At 55.7% G+C, this 15859-nt stretch carries 14 protein-coding genes; 3 read left to right on the top strand and 11 right to left on the bottom strand.

Going from position 1 to position 15859, the window contains the following annotated elements; translation table 11 throughout:
* Positions 1 to 25: 25 nt before the first annotated feature.
* Genes BCA33_RS01800 through BCA33_RS20640 form a run of 3 tightly spaced genes read right to left on the bottom strand, consistent with a single transcriptional unit; the run spans position 26 to position 3405 of the window.
* Complete coding sequence (locus BCA33_RS01800; RefSeq protein ID WP_071263111.1) at positions 26 to 1042, bottom strand: TRAP transporter substrate-binding protein; 1017 nt, start codon at positions 1040 to 1042, stop codon at positions 26 to 28.
* 27 nt (positions 1043 to 1069) lie between these two features.
* Entirely contained in the window at positions 1070 to 1981 is a 912-nt protein-coding gene (locus tag BCA33_RS20645) for a PDR/VanB family oxidoreductase (protein ID WP_217632598.1), read from the bottom strand.
* On the bottom strand, positions 1948 to 3405 hold the full coding sequence (locus tag BCA33_RS20640; RefSeq protein WP_217632597.1) for a cytochrome P450: 1458 nt from the start codon (positions 3403 to 3405) through the stop codon (positions 1948 to 1950). Before BCA33_RS20640 ends, BCA33_RS20645 begins: the two co-directional genes overlap by 34 nt.
* Before the next feature lie 306 nt (positions 3406 to 3711).
* Between BCA33_RS20640 and BCA33_RS01790 the strand changes: the two genes are divergently transcribed.
* From BCA33_RS01790 to fhuF, 3 genes are all read left to right on the top strand, one after another.
* On the top strand, positions 3712 to 4779 hold the full coding sequence (locus BCA33_RS01790) for an HlyD family secretion protein (RefSeq protein WP_071263110.1): 1068 nt from the start codon (positions 3712 to 3714) through the stop codon (positions 4777 to 4779).
* Between the two features lie 10 nt (positions 4780 to 4789).
* A complete protein-coding gene (locus BCA33_RS01785) occupies positions 4790 to 5845 on the top strand; it encodes a DUF2955 domain-containing protein (RefSeq protein ID WP_071263109.1) in 1056 nt (351 codons plus the stop codon).
* Positions 5846 to 6032: 187 nt separating this feature from the next.
* Complete coding sequence (gene fhuF, locus BCA33_RS01780; RefSeq protein ID WP_071263108.1) at positions 6033 to 6794, top strand: siderophore-iron reductase FhuF; 762 nt, start codon at positions 6033 to 6035, stop codon at positions 6792 to 6794.
* A gap of 12 nt (positions 6795 to 6806) precedes the next feature.
* Here the strand turns inward: fhuF and BCA33_RS01775 are convergent, their stop codons facing one another.
* From BCA33_RS01775 to BCA33_RS01750, 8 genes are all read right to left on the bottom strand, one after another.
* Positions 6807 to 7574: an ABC transporter ATP-binding protein gene (locus BCA33_RS01775; RefSeq protein WP_071263107.1), complete on the bottom strand. Its 768-nt coding sequence runs from the start codon at positions 7572 to 7574 to the stop codon at positions 6807 to 6809.
* A gap of 50 nt (positions 7575 to 7624) precedes the next feature.
* Complete coding sequence (gene fhuB / locus BCA33_RS01770) at positions 7625 to 9628, bottom strand: Fe(3+)-hydroxamate ABC transporter permease FhuB (protein ID WP_071263106.1); 2004 nt, start codon at positions 9626 to 9628, stop codon at positions 7625 to 7627.
* Positions 9625 to 10560, bottom strand: a complete 936-nt coding sequence (locus BCA33_RS01765; RefSeq protein WP_071263105.1) for an iron-siderophore ABC transporter substrate-binding protein — start codon at positions 10558 to 10560, stop codon at positions 9625 to 9627. The genes fhuB and BCA33_RS01765 overlap by 4 nt, the downstream gene beginning before the upstream one ends.
* A gap of 4 nt (positions 10561 to 10564) precedes the next feature.
* Positions 10565 to 11497 carry a TonB-dependent receptor gene (locus BCA33_RS20635; protein WP_217632596.1) on the bottom strand — a complete coding sequence of 311 codons (933 nt, stop codon included), beginning with the start codon at positions 11495 to 11497 and terminating at the stop codon, positions 10565 to 10567.
* A complete protein-coding gene (locus BCA33_RS20630; protein ID WP_217632595.1) occupies positions 11383 to 12126 on the bottom strand; it encodes a TonB-dependent receptor in 744 nt (247 codons plus the stop codon). The genes BCA33_RS20635 and BCA33_RS20630 overlap by 115 nt, the downstream gene beginning before the upstream one ends.
* A 119-nt stretch (positions 12127 to 12245) precedes the next feature.
* Entirely contained in the window at positions 12246 to 12740 is a 495-nt protein-coding gene (locus BCA33_RS20625) for a TonB-dependent receptor plug domain-containing protein (protein WP_217632594.1), read from the bottom strand.
* 45 nt (positions 12741 to 12785) lie between these two features.
* Positions 12786 to 14129 (bottom strand): lysine N(6)-hydroxylase/L-ornithine N(5)-oxygenase family protein, encoded by a 1344-nt coding sequence (locus tag BCA33_RS01755; protein WP_071263104.1) that lies wholly within the window; start codon positions 14127 to 14129, stop codon positions 12786 to 12788.
* Complete coding sequence (locus BCA33_RS01750) at positions 14122 to 15858, bottom strand: IucA/IucC family siderophore biosynthesis protein (protein ID WP_071263103.1); 1737 nt, start codon at positions 15856 to 15858, stop codon at positions 14122 to 14124. The genes BCA33_RS01755 and BCA33_RS01750 overlap by 8 nt, the downstream gene beginning before the upstream one ends.
* Position 15859 lies beyond the last annotated feature (1 nt).

Raw genomic sequence — 15859 nt, 5'->3', positions numbered from 1 at the left:
GGCTATCGCCAACGCCAGAGTCGTCCTATTGTTGTTTTTCGGTGAGCAACTCAGCCATTCGCTCGTAGATTTCACGGGCATTTTCGACCCCTTGCTCAGTGGTACGCTCAATGTAGGCATCAGTGGTTGGTTGCAAAGTCTCGCGCCACCGCTGGCGTTCCTCATCGCTCAGTTCGCTGATGACGTGGTTCGCTTCCACGGCTTCCTTGCGGCCGGCCGCATCCCACTTGTCCCACCAGTCGCCGAACTTGGCAACCAACGAAGCGCCCGAGGCATCGTCTATGCAGGTCTGTACATTTTCGGGCAACGAATCGTATTTACGCTGATTCATCACAAAGAAGAATGGCACCGTATAGAAACCGGCATCCAGGTGGTACTTCAGCACTTCGTTCAGGCCGAAGGATTTCACCGGGTCCCAGGGAAAGACCGTGCCATCAATAACATGCTTTTGAATATTCTCGTACACCGCACCAGGAGGCAGCCCCTGGGGCGTTGCACCCAAAGCCGTCAGCGCGTCGGAAATGGCCGGACTGGGGGTTCTCAGACGAAGCCCCTCCACATCTTCCATCGTTTCCACTTTCTTTTCGGAGGTGTGAATAAGGCCGCCATTGTGCGCGTGGAGCGCGAGCACCTTAAGATTCTGATATTCCGGTGCCAGGTACTCTGGATAAAGCTCCCATAGCGTCTCGCTGGCATCGCCGGCATCGCGAGTCAGAAAGGGCAGTTCTATTAAGGAGGTGCGCGGGAACCGGCCCCGTGGAATGCCATGCAGCCCGTGCGCGATATCAACAACGCCCGCGAGCACCTGTTCCTGCTGTTTGGCGACGTTACCGAGTTGAGTGCCGCCTGGGAAGATCTCAAACTGTACCTCTCCGCCGGAACACTCGGTAACCTGCTTCGTCCAGGGCACAATAAAATCCGTATGTATACCGTGTACGGAGGGCAAAAAGTGACTGAGTTTAAGAGTAGTCTGTGCCGATGATGGGGCCGCCAAAAGCAACGAAACACTGGCAAGAGCTGAGAGCTTGAGTACATTCTTCACAGGTTCTTCTCCTTATTATTTTGCTTATTAAATAGCCAGAAAGATCTTTTCTCCACGGGCTCGGGAGCAACACGTCATCATTCGACAGTTCTCTACCCGTTCCGACGCAGTCAATACCTTGTCCCGATGATCGATATCGCCGGCGGCCACTGGCACCTCACAAGTGCCACAGATTCCTTCTTCGCAGTCACTGGGGATGTCCGCACCAACTGCCCGCAAGGCCTGAAGCACAGTTTGATCCGGAGCAACGTGAACCGTTAGCTCCGAGTCAGTCAGCACCACGTCAAACCCGATTTCCTTGGCGGGGTCCAGGACAGCGCCGGTGGCGGTAAAGTGCTCGATGTGAAGTTTTTCCGGGTTGTCGGATGTGGCTTCCTCAAGCGCGTCCAGTAACCGCTCTGGACCACACGCGTATATCTGCTCTGCGTTACTCTTACCAACCAGGGTGGATAGGGGGAGTCGTTTTTTCTCGCTGGCAGGGTAAAGGTGTAACCGGTCGCTGTGGTCACGCTCCAGGCGGCTTATGAACGCCATGGTTCCCCTGGCTCGGCCGCAGTAGTGGACAGTGTAGTCTTTGCCTAAATGTTTGAGGCGGTCGGCCATCGCAATGATCGGTGTGATGCCGATTCCACCGGCGATCAGTAGATATGACTCTGCTGTTTCATCCAGGCGAAAGTGATTCTTCAGGCCTCGAATATGAATCAGTGAACCGGCTTTAACGGTCTCGTGCAGGAAAGTGGAGCCCCCGCGTCCGGCGGCTTCTCTCAGAACTGAAACCTGCAACCGGTCTGGGTCTTCAGGATCGCCACACAAAGAATATTTACGCGCAAAATCACCGGCAACGACATCGATATGAGCACCGGGCGTCCAGCGCGGCAGCTTGCGGCCGCGGGGATCTTCCAGTACTAAGCGGACCACACCTTCGGCCTCGACTGCCACATCGCTACCCGGACCGGACGCGCCGAATCGTGTGGCGCAGGCGCGCCAATGGTGAATGTGCGGATGCGCTCGAGTATGCCGGGATCGCGCCGTTCAGGGTTCTGGCCTTGATCCCAGCGAACCCATAGATGTTCTGGGCCACGGAACGAGGTGTTGGGCACAAATGTGAAGGTCTGATTCGGAACCAATTCGAGTTGTGGCAGGCGACGGGTGAATGCCTCAAGGAAGATTCGCATTTCCATCCGCGCCAGATTCTTACCCATGCATTGGTGGGCGCCATAGCCAAACGTCAGGTGGTCTGTGGTGTTGTCCCGATAGATATCCAGATCGTCGGGGTTCTCGAAGTGACGGTCGTCGTGGTTAGCCGATGCACTGATAATCAGCAGTTTGGAGCCTTCTGGAATCTCCGTATCGCCAATGCGCGTATCCGTGGTGGCGATACGTCGCCAGGCTGCTACCGAGCCTGAATAGCGCAGGCATTCTTCCACTGCATTGGGGATCAGGGTGGGGTTGTCACAAATGTCCTCCCATACTTCCCTGTTTTCCAGAAGCAGCCGGAACATATTGGCTGAGGCGTGCGCGGTTGTTTCGTGCGCAGCAACAATGCCTGCCATCATCATGGAGTGAAGATATGAGTCTGTAACAACCTCAGGCAACTCCTTTTGCTTGCGGATCGCGTATTTCATCCATCCATGACCTGATGGATCCTGGCGCATTTTCTCCAGCACCTTACCGGCATACTGCCAAAAATTCCCGACAGCTTCCGCCACTGCAACCTGCTCTTCTGTTGACGGGCGGCCCCATGTATTTACCGTATGGGCGATGGAATATTTGCGCAGGGTGTCCATGTCTTCTTCGGGAATGCCCAAAAAATTCAGAGCAACCGTCAAAGGAATTTCCCACAGCATTTCGTCGACGAGATCGGCTTCTCCGTTATCGATAATCCTGTCCAGATACTCCTGTGTCAGGCTTTGGAGCATCGGCTCGTGGTGTTTTAATTCATCAAGTGTGAATGATTCCATAAGCGCACGCCGACGTTCCATGTGGGCCGGTTCATCTTCGTTAACCAGCGTGCGATTCATTGCGTAATCGTAGCGCTTGAGCGTGTCCTGCGCCTTTTGTGATACCGGAGTGATTTTCTCCAGCGCAATGGCCGGCGAGAATATCTGATTGTTGCGGAATATCTCTTTTACATCCGCATAGCGGCTAACCACCCAATACCCAAGTTTCGGGCTATAGAACACCGGTTCTTGGTCTCGTGACCAGCGAAGGGCTTCTGGAGGATCGAGTTGGTAGGCGCTCTCGAAGGGGTCGAAATCTGCAGCTTTTGGTGAAACAGGACATCCATTCGGCGCCACCGCGAGCCCACTCATTGGGCAGTGGCCCGCAAGATGAGAGGAGCCTGAGAAGGGATGGTCTGCCATAACAACTCCTAAGTAAGCGTCAGCAAGACTTCTGAATTACCTTTAGTGAGAAAACATGTGTTTGAGTCTTAAAAATTAGGTTAAGTGCTAACATTGGTCAAGCAATCCCCAGCTTCTATTTCTATGCGTCAGTCAACGTTTTGGAAAATAATTGCCTTCACTCCAGTAAGCAGAGGTAGAGGTACAGACGCAACCGAAGGCTTACCATTTTATGTTAGCTTGCTAATTTAATCGATGCTAGTAGAATGGCGGATCCTTATAACTGGGTCTGTTTTCTACTGATCCTTCTACGTTTGCTTAGTGTTTATGACGCCAGATCAAAGTTTTGCGCGCTGGGTCCATGTTTCTCTGGTCGCGTTTGTTGTGTTGTTCGTTTATTTCCTGATCGCGGATATCTGGATGCCTGTCACGCCCCAATCCAGGGTTATGCACCCGGTCGTTCAGCTGACACCTGAGGTCAGTGGCCATGTTGTGCAGGTCCATGTCACCGATAATCAACACGTTCGTGCCGGTGATTTGCTGTTTACACTTGATCAGCGCTCATATCAGCTGGCAATCGACAAGGCGCGTCTCGCGCTGGAGCAGGCCGGTGCTCAGAATGAACAGCTGGATGCAGCAATTACCGCAGCGGAAGCCAACTGGCTGGCAACGAAAGTGGATGTGGGTGACCGATCCCGTGAGCTCCGTCGCATTCGCAGCTTGGCTGCAAAACGTAGCGTCTCCGAGCAGCAACTGGACCGATCAAAAGCGCAACACCAGGCCGCAGTCGCAAGGGCCTCTTCAGCGGAAGCCAGGGTGCGTCAGCTTGAAGCACAAAGGGGTGAACCCGGTGAGGAGAACCTGGCGGTGCGGGAGGCCCGCAATGCGCTGGCAAGCGCGCAGCTCGACCTGGGTTTCACTGAGGTCAAGGCAGAAACCGATGGTACTGTTTCCAACCTGCAAGTTACGCCCGGTGTTTACGCCAAGGCCGGCTTTGTCATGGCGGCTTTGGTGACAGACAGTGCGGATATTATCGCTGATTTTCGTGAAAAGTCTTTGTCGCAGGCGATACCCGGCGACAGTGCCGCGATTGTCTTCGATAGCGTTCCCGGGCAGGTTTTTCCGGCAGCCATTACCGCAGTGGACGCGGGCACAAGGGCAGGGCAGCTAATGGCCGATGGCACTCTGGCGGCACCGGAGTCTACCGACCGCTGGGTGCGGGATGCCCAGCGTCAGCGTGTGCATCTAAAGCTGAACGATTCTGACAGAGCCACACTTGAAGGTCTCCCCTCTGGCGCCCGGGCCACGGTGCAGTTGTACCCAGCTAACGGGGTGCTGTCATGGCTGGGGGCATTACAGATTCGCCTGATCAGCCTCATTCACTATATTTATTGAGGATACCGGTATGTCCAGGTTCCGACCGATCCTCCTCGTTAAAAAACGTGAGCTGAATGCCAATGATGTACGCCAGTGCTTGCGGATCTCTTTCGGGGGCATGCTGGGGTTTTTGCTGTGTAAGCTTATGGGGTGGAATTACGGGGCTTTCTTTACGGTAACCCCTTTGTTGCTGCTGGGCCTGGTACCTCAGTTGAATGCCCATATTATCCGTCAATTTGTGGCGAACGTTGCCCTGGTCAGCCTGGCGGTTTTGGTATTGCAGGGAATGTTTGGCGACAAGCCATTGCCGATGATTTTGGTGGTAATGGGGCTGTTTGGGTGGTTATTCCGGGAGATGGTTCGCGGGCCAAATTTTCTCTTTGGTGCCATGACCGTTGTGAATCTGTCCATGCAGTTCCACTTTGCCAGTTACCCCACAGCCAATGTCGGCGACATTGTCGTTTCTAATATCGTGGCGTCGTTGCTGACACTGTTTATTGCCTTTTTGATGCACACTCTGTTTCCCGACGTTGAAGCACGGCCAGCGCGACCGGTCGCAACCAAGCCGCTGTCCAATCAGCGCCACGAAGTATTGCTGGCAACCACCGTGGCTACTTTGTCGTTTATCGCCTTTCAACTGCTGAGCCTGCCGGGGTCTTTATCTGCCTTAGTTGCGACGATTCTGGTACTGTTTCCATTGAACTGGAAAGGCGCGGGGCCAGCGGGCTGGAATCGTGCGCTGGGTACCTTGGTTGGGTGCAGTTTCGGTTTGCTGGTTCAGTTGCTGTTAATGAATCATTTTGATGTGTTGCCGTTCGTTACGTTCGGGCTTTGGATTAGCCTGATGCTATTTGCCCGTTATCATATGCTCGAAGGCGGCGTGCCAGGTGCGGGCTTCAGTGCTTTGACAACCATGGCGATTCTGTTCGGTCAGTACCTGACACCAAGCCAAGACCTGTTCTTCAGTGATCTTTACCGCTTCAGCTCTCTCAGTGTTGCCGTTCTGGCCACGTTGGTCGTAATTTACCTTATGCATCAACTGTTGAATTGCTTTCACAGTACCCGTTTGTTGACTGTGACGTAGGATTCAGCCCAGGGCGCCTTCGCTACCCATTCGGAACCCATGAATCTATTTTTTACCGTTGCTTGTGGCGTTACCACTAACGGGTAAGCTACCTCATATGTATAATGATAGATATTCGCATTATCGTTAACAACAGGCTCATTTAACCTCTTGAAGAGGTTAAATCCAAGGATGAAGTAGACACACTATGGCCATTCCTGCTCTCGATCATTTGTTTGTTGGTAATTTCGAGCGCTACCGGGATGTGCTAGTGGTGAAAGGCCAGGATCAACGGGTAGGCGTACCCGCCAGGGATCTGATTTCGGGAGAGGGGCTTACCCGACTGCTTGCGGAGTATCGGTGCTCTCAGCCTGGTGATGATCAGCGCGCTCTTATCTCCCTGTGGTCCAGACATTATTTTGCAAAACTCACTGTACCTGTAGTGGTCGCCAACTTAATGTCTGGGCATGAGCTGCCCGTTGCCCTGGATCAGGTCGAGGTGATTCTGGGTAAGGGCGGGGTACCCGAGGCATTCCGGTTGCCTCATGAAGGGCAACCCTTTGAGACGACCCCGCAGGATTCATTTGAGCGTTTCGGGGAACTGTTGGATCATAACTTCGCGCCTCTTATCGAGGGTTGGTGTGCCCACATAAAAATTTCGCGCCGTGTGCTGTGGAACAACGCAGCTAATTATTTCGAGTGGCTCATTCGCACCTTGGAGTCAGCTGGTGTGCCAGATAGCCTTTTGATGGATGGTCAGCAACTGGTCAAGCTGGACAAACGACCGAGCGGTCAATCGAACCCTATGGCAAATCCGGTTCGTTACGTAGAGCGGGGAGAGGGGGTTGAACCGCAACGCCAGCGGCAACAATGTTGCTTGCGTTATCGGTTGCCGGGCCTGGCCCTGTGCCAGAATTGCCCGCTTATTGACCGGCCCCCCAAGGGTGCACGGTTACCTGAAAAACGATAATACCCTGGAGTGTCATGCCACCGCGATACGGGCGCCTTCACGGTGAGGGTGGGGAAGTACGGACATAGTCACGCCGTAAATGTCTTTCAGGGTTTGCTGGTTCATTAGTTTATCCGGTGAGCCTTCCGTTAGCAGTCGCCCACTGTGCAGGGCTACCAGATGGTCGCAAAATCCGGCTGCCATATTGATGTCGTGCAGTACCACCACAACCCCCATATCCAATTCCTTTCCCAGTTTGCGTACCAGCGAAAGCACCTCAATTTGATGAGCCACGTCCAAAGCGGAGGTAGGTTCATCAAGCAGCAAGAAACGGGCGTTTTGAGCTAACAGCATAGCCAGCCACACCCGCTGCCGTTCTCCGCCAGAAAGCTCATCCACGCTTCGATCCGCGAAGCTTTCAGTGTCGGTGAGCGCCATGGCCTGATCCACCTGTTTTGTGTCTTCAGGTGAGAATCGCCCCAATGCCCCATGCCAAGGGTATCGACCGAAACATACCAGTTCCCTGGCGGTCAGACCGTCCGTAGCGGGTGGCTGCTGTGGCAGATAAGCTACCTTCTGGGCCAGAGAGCGGTCACCCCATCGGTGCAATGCCTTTCCTTCCAGGGTGACTCGCCCGGAAGTGGGCGTTAGCTGGCGGGCCAGAAGTTTCAATAATGTCGATTTGCCAGACCCATTGTGACCAATCAGTCCCACCATCTGGCCGGGGCCAACATTGAGGTCGATGGGATGAAGTAACGTTTTCTCTGCCAACCTGTAGCTGGCGGCATCCAGTGTGAACATGGTTCGTGCTCTCTTTGTAATGTCGGTTTTTCAGGAACAGAATGTTGGCATTAGTGTCGGCTCGGCATTCGGTACATACGTACCAGAAAATAGCCACCGCCAATCAGGGTGGCCACTAGCCCCGCGGGCAACTCATGGGGATAGACCAGTGTGCGGGCCAGCCAGTCGGCCCAGAGCATCAACAAACTGCCGATAACAAAGGCGCCTAGCAGTTGTGGCAAGGCTCGCTGGTAACCCAGAAGTCGTGCAAGATGCGGAGCCATCAAGCCCACAAACGACAAGGGGCCGACAACCAACGTGGCTGCGGCGGTCATGAGCGCAGCCAGAAGTAGAAGCAGAAGCCGAGCCGGTGCCAGTGGCAGGCCCAGTGAGCTGGCAGCGCTGTCGCCCAGGGGTAAAAGATCCAGCCATCGGCTTGCCAGCACGGCCAGCAGTGCGAGGATGGGTGTTGCAATGACAAGGGCCCAGGCGTCGGACTGGCCAGAGAGCCAAGTAGACCCCGCCAGCCAGTTGAGCAGCATGACTGATTGGGCGTCGCCCATGGCCAAGATCATGCGAATGCCGGCATCCAACAGGGCTGACAGAGCAATGCCACCCAATAGTAAACGTTGTGGGGAAAAGCCGCTGCGCCTGCTCAATAGCAGGAGCGCCAGTAGAACCAGGGTGCCGCCCACACCTCCGGCCAGAATCTGTAAGGTGCGGCTACCGGTGCCAATCGTAAGAATTAACAACACCATACCCAAAGCAGCGCCGGTGCTGATGCCCAGTAGTTCTGGGCTGGCCATGGGGTTGCGGGTTAATCTCTGAACAATCACGCCGGCGCCGGCGAGCAGTGCACCGGCCATCAGTGCGGTGATCATTCGAGGCAGGCGCATGGCTAGCAGCGCGGTCTCGCCATCAAAGCTGGTCCAGCGCCAGCCTTCCCAGGTGGGGCCGAGAGACAGAGTGACTGCCAAACTTCCCAGAGTGATCAGGCCGAGCAAAAGCAAGCCGGTTTTCGAGAATTCGCGCCGGGCCGGCGCCATGGATACCGACTGGGAGGGTCGGGCAGGCATCAATCGGTTGCGAGTCAACACCCATAACAGCACCGGCCCGCCTATCAGCGCCGTGGCGGCGCCAGTGGGAAATAGCAATTGGCCAAACGCAAGAGTCAGTTGCTGGGCAATACCATCGGCCACCAAACAAATCAGTGCACCTGTGAGAGCGCTGGCCAGCATGCGTTGTCGCAGCGTGCGTGCCCCCAACAGGCGAACGATGGCAGGTGCCGCCAGGCCAATGAAACCAACGACCCCCACATGGCTTACTGTCAGTGCTGTGAGGTAGACCGCCAGTATCAGTGCCAAAATACGGGTGATGCCCGGGGATAATCCTAACGATCGTGCCCCCTCCGTGCCTAGATCCAGCGCTTGCAGCGGGCGCCAGAGTGCCAACGCCACGCCGACAGCAACCAGCAAGCGGGGTAGTAACTCCAGGGTGCTGCGCCAGTCGTTCTGGCTGAGCTCCCCGGCTCCCCAAATAAACAAACCGGCGAGTTGCTCCTGATTGAACAACAAAATCACCGTATTTATGGCTCCCAGGTAAAGGCTTACAATTAGCCCGCACAGCGTAAGCGTAAGCGGATCGAACCCGCGCCGAGCCCCCATCAGCAAAACCAGACCAAGGGCTGCGAGCCCGCCAACCATAGCCCAAGCCTCCCGCCATACCAGCAAGGAGGGAGCCAGCAGCATGACTAGTCCCAACGTTAGCTGGGCGCCAGCTGCGACCCCCAAAGTGGTAGGCGCCGCCAGTGGGTTACGCAGTACTTGCTGTACCAGTGTGCCCGCAAAGCCAAGGGCGGCGCCTGTTAACAAGGCGATGGTTAATCTTGGTAACAGGGTGTAGTGCAGCACCGCTTGTTCGAAGGTTGCAGACTGGGTAAGTACAAGAGCGCCGGGCAGTCGCATTAAATTTTCAAAGCTGCTGGCGGGCGACAACAGCAATCCAGCCAGCAGTAATAACAGTGCCAGTAATGCCAGCCAAAGCTGTGGGTGTCGCTGTAAAGCGCGCGGGTTCATGGCTGCAACTCCCGGGTACCTTCCAGCAGTTGTTCTGCAAGCATGCGGGCCATTCGGGGCACGCTGACCACGCCGCCAAACGTCCAGACCGGCCCTACGCCAGTTATGCGGCCACTGCGGGCCATGGGCAAATATGGCCATAGGCCGCTTGCCTGCAGTCGTTCCCGGTCGGCCTCCGGCCATGGCCGTATGTAAATCAACCAGGCATCGGGGTGGTCGCCCAGATCCGCAATCGTTCCCGGAGTGAAGCCCCAGAGATTGGTAGGTCGGTGCCAGGCATTAGTGAGGCCAGCTTGTTCCAGCGCCTGATTAAGCATGGAGTTATCGCCATGAATACGCACACGCCGGTCGTCCAGAAACCGCACGATAAATGCCCCATGGCCTGCCAGCCCAGCCTGCGACAGCTGCTCTCGGGTGGCAGCAAGGTCCTGTTCGGCCTGCGCAATAACAGCTCGAGCCTTATCTTCAAGACCGAGCACCTTTCCCAGAGCAAGCAGATGTTCACGGGCTTTAACCCACGGGTTCGAATCGGCTTCGTAGGTGGTTTGTACCAATGTTGGCGCAATGGCCCGCAGGGCAGGTACAGCTGCCTGCAAGTGCCCCGACACCAGAATCAGATCCGGTTCCAGAGAGCGGATGGCTTCCAGGTTAGGAGCCTGACGACGACCCACGGACTTTACCGATTCTGGTGCCTGCGGCTGGGCTACCCATTCCCGGTAACGTTCTACTTCTGCCACGCCCACTGGCGTGACGCCCAGTGCCAGCAAATGTTCTGCCAACCACCAGTTCAGCGCCACAATGCGTTTGGGCGTTGAGCTCGGCTGCGGACCGCCGGCTCCGGGCGAGCCCACATTATCTGCACTGGCCGTGAGGCTTATTAACATGAAAGCAAGGGCTCGCAGCACGGGCCCTGGGCGCTTACCAATCAGCATGCCATCAATAGTCCACGGAATAGGTCAGGGTGTAAGTACGGCCCTGGCCCTTGAAATCAAAAAGATTTTCAAAGCCGTAGAAAAGTTGCGCTCGCTGGCCCCACACAGTGTCGTATTGTTTATCAAGCAGGTTGGTTACAGAGAAGTTGAGGCGGCCCAGGGGCAGCTCCCGGGCGGTCAGTAAATCAAATGTGGTGTAACCGTCGATTTCATCGCCGGCATCGTCATCAATGTTGAACGCATGGGAACCTTGAAGGCGGGCAGAGTTCTGGCTGTCCCGCCACTGAACAAAAGCCGTGGCGTTAGGCAGGCTCGCAGCGGTTACCAGGTTTTTCTGCCAGTTGCCGTCTTCATCTTCTATTTCGGAACGGACATAGTGGCCGGTTCCACCCAGCGACCATTGCTCGTTTGCTCGCCAGGTGAGGGAACCTTCCAGGCCGTAGTCCCGGGTTTTGTTGTCAACTACATCCACGGTTAGCGAAGTACGGTTGGTGACTGCTTCTTTATCAGACCAGGTGTAATAGGCGGCTACCTGCGCATCCCACCGTGCCCGATAGGTGCGCCAGCCCAGTTCCACTTGATTGGTTTTCAGCCCGGGCACGGAGTTGTCGTCAATGTTCAGAGAGTCGGTTAGCACGTAGCGGCCGCCACTCAGGGTATAGTTGCCCCGACCGGCTACCTTGCCCGGGTCCGGGATTTCGAAACCCTGGCTCACGTTGGTCCAGACCTGTTGATCGTCATTCAGATTGTAGATGGCGCCCGCATTCAGCAGGGTGACATCGTAATCGTTTTCGCCGCCCGGAATGGCGTCGGCACCGGTTGCTAGCCTCGCTCTACTTCGACCGCTTGTTGAGTACCTACGAAGTCTTCCATCTCGAGGCGGGCATGCCGCTGGCGGATGCCCGCATTCAGCTGGAGCCGGTCGGTGGCCTGCCATTCAGCTTGAAAGTAGGCGGCAATGCCTTCCACACGGTAGTCCGGGTAGCGGTCGACCGTAAACTCCTCGTCAAACGTCATGCCGCCGCTGGGAAACGCGGTTGCGTTGTCGAAAATCATCTGGTTGGCGGAGAAGTCTTCGCGATCAAGGTCAATGCCATAGTTTAGCCGAACGCTGCCAAAATCCTTGGCCAGTAGGCCTTTGAGTAGGTATTGGCGGGTGTCCTGGCGTGAGGCACCGAAATAACTTTGAGGAAGTGTCGCGCGTTGGTAAGGGTAGGGGTGAAAGCCGGACTCCTCGTTACGCATGGATGCCTGTATATACGCCGTGTGGCCCAGAAAATCCAGATGCTGCCATGCGAGGTTGAACATGTAACGTTCGGTTTGGGGAACCCGGTCGCTGGAGAACCCATCGCGGATTTCAGGGTTGTTTATCTCGGAAAGATAGGGGCCCAGCGAAACGCCTTGGTCTCCTTGGTAGCGGGAATTGTAAAGCTGGGCTGTTAAATCCAGGCTCTGGTTTTCATTGATGCGGATTTGGGTGCTGCCCAGAACGTCTACGCTGCGATTGTATTGTAAATCTGTCTGCGAAATGTCCGGCATGATGGGGTTGCCGTCACCATCGTACATCGCGCCATTGTCTTCAGTTGCAATAGCCAGCCGGCCTTTTATGGTCTCATTGCCCCCGGCAATAGACTGGCCGAAGCGGAATTTTCGGTCCTCGGAGTCGTTAAAACCGCTGGAAACTCCTACTTCAGTGCTGAACTGGGCATCGCCTCCCGGCCTTTTTTGGTGATGATGTTGACGATGCCGCCGGTGCTGCCCCCACCGTATACAGCCGTAGCACCTGAAAGCACCTCAATGCGTTCCACATTGAAGGGGTCAATAGAATCGAATTGCCGGCTGAGCCCGCGGGAGCCATTGAGCGACACACCATCAATCATTACCAACACACTGCGCCCCCGCATGTTCTGGCCATAGTTGGTACGGGTTTCGGGGGCCAAGTCCATGCTGGGTACCAGTTTGCCGACCACTGTTTTCAGATCCTGGCCGGAGCGGAATTGTTCTTCCAATTCCTCGTCCTCCAGGACCCAAACAGAACCCGGAATCTGGCTGATTTGAGCCGGGGCTCGGCTGCCTACCACAACCAATTCATCCAGTGACGTTGGCGCGGCATGCACAGCGAATGGTGCAGCCATGGCCAACGATAGTAGGGTTCGAGAGGCAGTGAGTCGGGCAGCCATTGAGTGTTTCTCCTGATAAAAATAAGACGCGATTGTAAATGATTATCAGATAGATTCAATAGCGTGTGGAAGAATTTTGCCTTTTGCTTCCTCTTGAACACGGCTGCCTACCGCCTGGCTGCTCCATTGAACGGGTATTCCTTGTTCTTCAACTGGGTAATGAGCTTCTCCAAGAAGATGGTTAACGATGATTGCCGAACGCCAGCTCATCAGACTGAGCTGGGAGTCGGCAACGCCATGGCTGAAACGCCCCTGATTGACGGCATAGATGGCCCGGTTGTCGGGGCCGTCCCAGTTCAGATTGAAACTGTGCTTCATGCGCGGATGACCCTTGGTGTCCCGGTGCAATTTTTGCTCGAGAGGGGCCAGGCATGACGCAAGCTCCTGGTCGAAACCAGTGCAAAGAATCAGTTGTTCGGCCTGGAATTCCTCGAACTGGTCATCCAGGCTATTGTGGGTGAGTAGCGTCATGGGAGAACCTTCACTGACGGCATGAAGCGTCCGCCCTGGTAGCAAGTCGGGCATCGGGCGCTGGGGTTCTTCAAAGGGGTATTCATATAGGCGCTGATAGAGCGCCTGCAATGTATCGGGAGAAATACCATCGGATGCCAGTTTCTGGTCATGCACCAGCTCCCTGCGCCTTTGTTCCGGCAAGTTATGGAACGTGTTCACATAGCCCGGGGTAAAATACAAGTTGGTAAACGGCGTTTCATCCAGTGGTTCGAAGTTGGAGCGCCGGGATAACCAGCGGATGCTGGCAGGCTTGCCCCATAGGCCATCAAGCAAACCTAGCATTACCTCTGCTCCGGATTGACCACCACCGATGATTGCAACGTGCTGGCCCGTGAAGTCCCTGTCCCGGTTTCTCAAATTAATGCAGTGGATGCGCTTATTCTCCGGCAGCGCCTGGCAGGCTTTTGGGATGTGCGCGCGGATACCGGTGCCAATGCATAGGTTGCGGCTATAGACTGGTTCTGGCCGGTGTCGGAAAAACAGTTGAAAGAGACCATCTTCAAAAGTAACGGATTGCACCTCGTGCCTAAAATACAGATTCGGCAGGTGGCTTGCCACCCATCCCAGATAGTCGGCAAATTCCCGGCGGCTGATAGTGGCCATATCCGCACTTAAAAACGGATAGATTCGTCGTTTCTGAACTAGGTAATTCAAAAAACTCCATGGGTTGCATGGGTCTGCACTGGTAACCAAATCCTTGAGGCAAGACGTTTGCAAGCGCGCACCCGGGAGTTGCATGCCGGGGTGCCAGTCGAATGCTGGCTTGCTGTCAAAAAAACCCACGTTCAAGTCGGGATGCCGGTCCAATAGGGCCGCCACACTCAGGTTGAAAGGGCCTATGCCGATACCGGCGAGATCCAGAATGTCCTTACTCATGGCATATCTCCAGGGGTTGATGGTTTTGGGGGTGAAGGGGGTTGGGTAGCGCTGGGCCTAGTGCTGGGGTGGGGCGCGCGGCATCGTCGCTGTAGCCGATACAAAAGCGCACCTTGTTAAGACATACCCGCTCCATAGACGGTCGGAGCAGGTCGAATTGCGCAAAGCTCGATGCGAGTTCCGGGTGAGCCAGTTGATAACGCTTCAGCCGGGCGTGAAGCAGCTGATAGAAGGCTCTTTCTGGAAAGCCGAGATGCTCCTCTAGCAAGGGCGATAAAAACCTTAGTCCGGTGACCAGGTGCCCGGTATAAAGATCGTGAAGCAGGTGCGCTGGGGGCAGGCGGGGTAGATGCTGCGCCAGGGACTCGGTAAGTCCGGCCTGAGTGGGTAGGTCGCCCTCGGCCAACCTTACATCACCATGAAAATCCTTGATAACCACCCTTTGCGGGCAGAATTTTTGGAACATAACCCCCAGGTTCTGGCCGTGCGCTACCAGCCCAATACCGTAACGACATAACAAGTGGTATAGGGGGAGTGTGATTCGATCGAACAGTTCGGTAAGCCAGGCCTCAACGGACAAGCCAGAACAGCGAATCATCTCGGCAGCCAGAGGGAAACCGGCGGCATCGGTTTGCATGAGCACGGCGAATATCCAGCCCTGCTCGCCGGGCTCGGCTTTACTGGACAGGCTTTCTCGCCAGACGGCTCCCAGCATTTCCCGGTAACGGTACGGCGTACCCTCAACCCCCTGTTGGTGGGGCTGCGGCAGGTGTACTCCGCCAAGCTCCCGTTGCACGGTCAGGCCGGCTGCACAAAGAAAAGGGTCATGGGCGGCAGTGGTTGCCAGCCAGTCTGACAATTCCGGTGCCCAAGCCATGGGTTCTGGCGGAATGCCCCGATAAGAAGAGGTGTTGAGAACTGTCAGTGAGAGTTTTAAATCGCACCGATTCGGCTCGTCCATGTTCGACAGAGTCCGGATGGACTGTTGGGGCAGGTAGCCAGGGCCGCACTCCCCAAGGTCAACCAGGGTGCCGCTTTGCAGCATCGCAATATACTGACTCTGGATATAGCGCTGCCACTGCCAGGGGTGAACCGGCACCAATGACCAGTCTGGGGAAGAAAGATAGTCGGTGAGAACCTCCCTCTCTGCTGACAGCAAACAGGCTTCCGGGGTTGGCGTACCGAAGGTGCGTATGCCGGTGGTTCGGTGGGCCGCCAGCCACCGCAGGGTGATCGGTTGACTTGCTTCGGGGCTATATTGTTGCAAGTCATCCACGCTCCATCCGAGCCGCCCGCGGTTTGCCAGCAGCTTGGGGTGACCATCCAACAGCGCTTCCAGACTGATGGGCGGAAGGTCTAGTAGTTGTCCCGCGGTTTTGGCGGCCAGTTTCTGCTGACGCAACAGGTCACCGGTGAGTGTATTGTTTATTTCTTCTATAAAGTTGCCGAGGGTGATGTCGGTCATAGCGAATGCGTCACGGCAATCGAGGATCATTTGCACGGCATCGCTGAACGGCGCCCCATCCCGGAGTACGGTGTGTGGCCGTATCCATAGAAAATCCCACGGCGTTCTCCGTGCCTGGAACCGATAGCAGTGTTGGCCCGCATTGAGTTCGTAGACATCACCTTCCCGGTGCCTGGGCGAAAGCACTCCTTCGTAGGTGCATTCGCCCAGCAGACGGGCCATTAGCCGTTGGTTAACGATTCGCCAGTGATTGGATTGTTCCATC

The sequence above is a fragment of the Marinobacter sp. AC-23 genome, assembly GCF_001858325.1.
GTDB lineage: Bacteria > Pseudomonadota > Gammaproteobacteria > Pseudomonadales > Oleiphilaceae > Marinobacter.
The sequence above is the reverse complement of the archived record's forward strand: the minus strand, read 5'-3'. Positions and strand labels throughout refer to the sequence as shown.

Coding starts and splice junctions, on each gene's coding strand:
- BCA33_RS20640 (WP_217632597.1), bottom strand. CDS start 3,405: ATGGCAGACCATCCCTTCTCAGGCTCCTCTCATCTTGCGGGCCACTGC.
- BCA33_RS01790 (WP_071263110.1), top strand. CDS start 3,712: ATGACGCCAGATCAAAGTTTTGCGCGCTGGGTCCATGTTTCTCTGGTC.
- BCA33_RS01785 (WP_071263109.1), top strand. CDS start 4,790: ATGTCCAGGTTCCGACCGATCCTCCTCGTTAAAAAACGTGAGCTGAAT.
- fhuF (WP_071263108.1), top strand. CDS start 6,033: ATGGCCATTCCTGCTCTCGATCATTTGTTTGTTGGTAATTTCGAGCGC.
- BCA33_RS01775 (WP_071263107.1), bottom strand. CDS start 7,574: ATGTTCACACTGGATGCCGCCAGCTACAGGTTGGCAGAGAAAACGTTA.
- fhuB (WP_071263106.1), bottom strand. CDS start 9,628: ATGAACCCGCGCGCTTTACAGCGACACCCACAGCTTTGGCTGGCATTA.
- BCA33_RS01765 (WP_071263105.1), bottom strand. CDS start 10,560: ATGCTGATTGGTAAGCGCCCAGGGCCCGTGCTGCGAGCCCTTGCTTTC.
- BCA33_RS20635 (WP_217632596.1), bottom strand. CDS start 11,497: ATGGCAGGCCACCGACCGGCTCCAGCTGAATGCGGGCATCCGCCAGCG.
- BCA33_RS20630 (WP_217632595.1), bottom strand. CDS start 12,126: ATGTACGATGGTGACGGCAACCCCATCATGCCGGACATTTCGCAGACA.
- BCA33_RS20625 (WP_217632594.1), bottom strand. CDS start 12,740: ATGGCTGCCCGACTCACTGCCTCTCGAACCCTACTATCGTTGGCCATG.
- BCA33_RS01755 (WP_071263104.1), bottom strand. CDS start 14,129: ATGAGTAAGGACATTCTGGATCTCGCCGGTATCGGCATAGGCCCTTTC.
- BCA33_RS01750 (WP_071263103.1), bottom strand. CDS start 15,858: ATGGAACAATCCAATCACTGGCGAATCGTTAACCAACGGCTAATGGCC.